This is a genomic window from Kitasatospora sp. NPDC008050 (assembly GCF_042957465.1).
In the GTDB taxonomy this organism is placed as follows: Bacteria; Actinomycetota; Actinomycetes; order Streptomycetales; family Streptomycetaceae; genus Kitasatospora.
On sequence record NZ_JBIBIJ010000056.1, the window covers coordinates 1 to 3963 of the forward strand.

Consider the following 3963-nt stretch of genomic DNA (forward strand, 5'->3'; position numbering starts at 1 on the left):
GTGACGGTGGCGGCGTGTGATGTCGCGGACCGGGAGGCGTTGCGGTCCCTGTTGGACTCGCTGCCCGAGGAGTATCCGCTCACCACCGTCATCCACGCGGCCGGCGTGCTCGGTGACGGTCTGGTGGACGCGACGGATCCGGCCGCGATGGCCGAGGCGCTCCGTCCGAAGGTGGCCGCGGCGCTCAACCTCCACGAACTCACCAAGGATCGCGAACTCGACGCGTTCGTCCTGTTCTCCTCGATCATGGGTGTCTGGGGGAACCGCGGCCAGGCGGCCTATGCCGCGGCCAACACCTTCCTGGACGCACTCGCCGAGCAGCGGCGGGCACAGGGGCTTCCGGCCACGGCTGTGGCCTGGGGCGCGTGGGACGGCGGCCTGGTCGGGCCGGAGGAGAAGGAGCGGCTTCGCCGCCAGGGCATCTCGGTCATGGCGCCCGAGCGCGGGCTGAGCGCCCTGGAGGAGGCGTTGCGGGACGGCCGGCCCAGCGTGACCGTGGCCGACGTGGACTGGGAGCGGTTCATCCCGTTCTTCACAGCGGCTCGTACGTCCTCGCTCTTCGACGAGGTTCCGGAGGTCCGCAGGCTCCAGGACGAGACCGCTCGCGCGGAGCGCGGCGGGGTGGCCGTGCTGCCGCTCGCTCAGCGGCTCGCCGGTCTGCCGGAGCCCGAGCAGGAGCGCCTGCTGCTGGAGGTCGTCCGGCGCAGCGCGGCGGACGTGCTCGGCCATGCGACCCAGAACGCCATCGAGCCCGCCAAGTCGTTCAAGGCGATGGGCTTCGACTCGATGACCGCGGTCGACCTGCGCAACCGGCTCAACGCCGCGACCGGCCTGCGGCTCTCCACGACAGTGGCCTTCGACCACCCGACCCCGACCGCGGTGAGCCGGCTGGTGCGCAGGGAACTGCTCGGTCTGCCGGCCGGGGCCGCCGTGGCGAAGCCGGTCGTGCTTCCCGCGACGGTGGCCGACGGCGACCCGATCGTGATCGTCTCGATGGGGTGCCGCCTGCCCGGTGGTGTGACCACACCGGAGGAACTCTGGCAGTTGGTCGTGGACGAGCGTGACGTGATCGGCGGCCTGCCCACCAACCGTGGCTGGGACATCGACGGACTCTACGACCCGGAGCCCGGTCGACCTGGCAAGTCCTACACCCGGGAGGGCGGATTCCTCTACGAGGCGGACGAGTTCGACGCCGCGTTCTTCGGGATCTCGCCGCGTGAGGCGGCTGCGATGGATCCGCAGCAGCGGTTGCTGCTGGAGGCCTCGTGGGAGGCGATCGAGCGGGCCGGTGTCGACCCGGCCTCGCTTCACGGCAGCCCGACCGGTGTGTTCGTCGGTGTCGCCTACCAGGACTACGCATCCCGGCTCCACGAGGCCCCCGAGGGCTACGAGGGGTACCTGCTGACCGGCAAGTCGTCCAGCGTCGCGTCCGGGCGGTTGTCGTATGCGCTGGGGTTGGAGGGGCCGGCGGTGACGGTGGACACGGCGTGTTCGTCGTCGCTGGTGGCGCTGCACCTGGCGGCGCAGTCGCTGCGGGCGGGTGAGTGTTCGCTGGCGTTGGCGGCGGGTGTGACGGTGATGTCGTCGCCGGGGATCTTCGTGGAGTTCAGTCGGCAGAACGGGCTGGCGCCGGACGGTCGGTGCAAGGCGTTCGCCGCGGGGGCGGACGGTACCGGGTGGGGCGAGGGCCTGGGTGTGGTGGTGCTGGAGCGGTTGTCGGACGCGCGGCGCAACGGCCATGAGGTGCTGGCGGTGGTTCGTGGCAGTGCGGTGAACCAGGATGGTGCGTCGAACGGTCTGACGGCGCCGAACGGTCCCTCGCAGGAGCGGGTGATCCGTCAGGCGCTGGCGAATGCCGGGCTGTCGGGTGCGGACGTGGATGTGGTGGAGGCGCACGGGACGGGTACGCGGTTGGGTGACCCGATCGAGGCGCAGGCGCTGCTGGCCACCTACGGCCAGGACCGTTCTGCCGAGCGCCCGTTGTGGCTGGGATCGTTGAAGTCGAACATCGGTCACCCGCAGGCGGCCGCGGGTGTGGCCGGTGTGATCAAGATGGTGCTGGCGCTGCGGGCGGGGCTGCTGCCCAGGACGCTGCACGTGGACGAGCCCTCGCCGTTCGTGGACTGGTCGGCGGGTGCGGTGGAGCTGCTGACGCGGGCCCAGGAGTGGCCCGCCGGTGACGAGCCTCGGCGCGCGGGCGTGTCGGCCTTCGGGGTCAGCGGGACCAATGTCCACCTGATCCTGGAGGAGGCGCCGGTCGGGTCGGAGACAGTGGTGGCGGAGGAGCCGGTGCCGGATCCGGTGCCGGTGGCGCTGGGCGGTGAGTTGGTGCCGCTGGTGGTGTCGGGTCGCTCGGAGGGGGCGTTGCGGGAGCAGGCGCGGCGGCTGGGCGCGGTGTTGACGGGTGCTGGTGCGGGTGTGGGTGTGGGTGTGGGTGTGGGTGTCCGGCCGGTGGATGTGGCGTGGTCGTTGGCGTCCGGGCGCTCGCGCTTCGAGGAGCGGGCCGTGGTGGTCGGTGCTTCGGCGCAGGAGTTGGCCTCCGGGCTGGCGGCGGTCGCGGCCGGTGAGCGCTCCGACTCGGTGGTGCGTGGTGTGGTCGGTGGTGATTCCCGGGTGGTGTTGGTGTTTCCGGGGCAGGGGTCGCAGTGGGTGGGGATGGCGGTGGAGTTGTGGGAGTCGTCGGTGGTGTTCGGGGAGTCGATGGTGGCGTGTGAGGGTGCGTTGGCGCCGTTTGTGGAGTGGTCGTTGCGGGATGTGCTGGGTGGGGTGGCGGGTGCTCCGGGGTTGGAGCGGGTGGATGTGGTGCAGCCGGTGTTGTGGGCGGTGATGGTGTCGTTGGCGGCGTTGTGGCGTTCGGTGGGGGTGGAGCCGGCGGCGGTGGTGGGTCATTCGCAGGGTGAGATCGCGGCGGCGGTGGTGGCGGGTGGGTTGTCGTTGGAGGACGGTGCGCGGGTGGTGGCGTTGCGTTCGCAGGTGATCGCGCGGCGGTTGGCGGGGTTGGGCGGGATGGTGTCGGTGGCCGGGCCGCTGACGGTGGTGGAGGAGCTGTTGGCGGGCTTCGGGGGGCGGGTGTCGGTGGCGGCGGTGAACGGTCCGTCCTCGGTGGTGGTCTCGGGTGAGCCCCAGGCTCTGGAGGCCCTGCTGACCGACTGCGAGGGGCGGGGTGTCCGGGCGCGGCGGATCGCGGTGGATTATGCCTCGCACTCGGCGCAGGTCGAGGCGTTGGAGGGGGAGTTGTTGGAGGCGCTGGCTCCGGTGCGTCCGGTGTCGTCCTCGGTGGCGTTCTACTCCACGGTGACGGGTGAGTGGATCGATACGGCGGTGTTGGACGCGGGCTACTGGTTCCGGAATCTGCGCGAGACCGTCCGGTTCGAGCCGGTGGTGCGGGGGTTGCTGGAGTCCGGGCACGGTGTGTTCATCGAGGCCAGCCCGCACCCCGTGCTGACCGTCGGCATCCAGGAGACCATCGACAGCGTCCAGACCGACCCGGCGGGCCCGACCGAGGCGGCGGACCAGGCGGTCGTGGTCGGCACCCTGCGCCGTGACGACGGCGGGGTCGCGCGGCTGCTCGACTCGCTGGCCCGGGTGTTCGTGGCCGGTGTCGAGGTGGACTGGGCGTCGGTGCTGGGTGGGCGTGGTGGTGGTCGGGTCGAGTTGCCGACGTATGCGTTCCAGCGGGAGCGGTTCTGGTTGGAGACATCGGGGCTCGGTGGTGTCGACGTGGTCGGGTCGGGTGTGGGTGTTGGTGTTGGCGGTGGGGATGGTGGGTTCTGGGATGTGATCGAGCGTGGTGATGTGGGTGAGTTGGCGGGGTTGTTGGGTGGCGGTGGTGGTGGGGTTGATCTGGAGTCGTTGGGTGCGGTGGTGCCGGCGTTGTCGTCGTGGCGGGAGCGTTCGCGGGAGTTGGCGGTGGTGGATGGTTGGCGGTATCGGGTGGTGTGGCGTCCGGCGTTGAGTGGTTCG

General features: G+C 71.2%; 1 protein-coding gene. It reads left to right on the forward strand.

Annotation, left to right across the window (positions count from 1 at the left end):
• Positions 1-3963, forward strand: a 3963-nt coding sequence (locus ACFZB9_RS36795; protein ID WP_391454513.1) for a type I polyketide synthase, incomplete at both ends; no start/stop codon positions are given.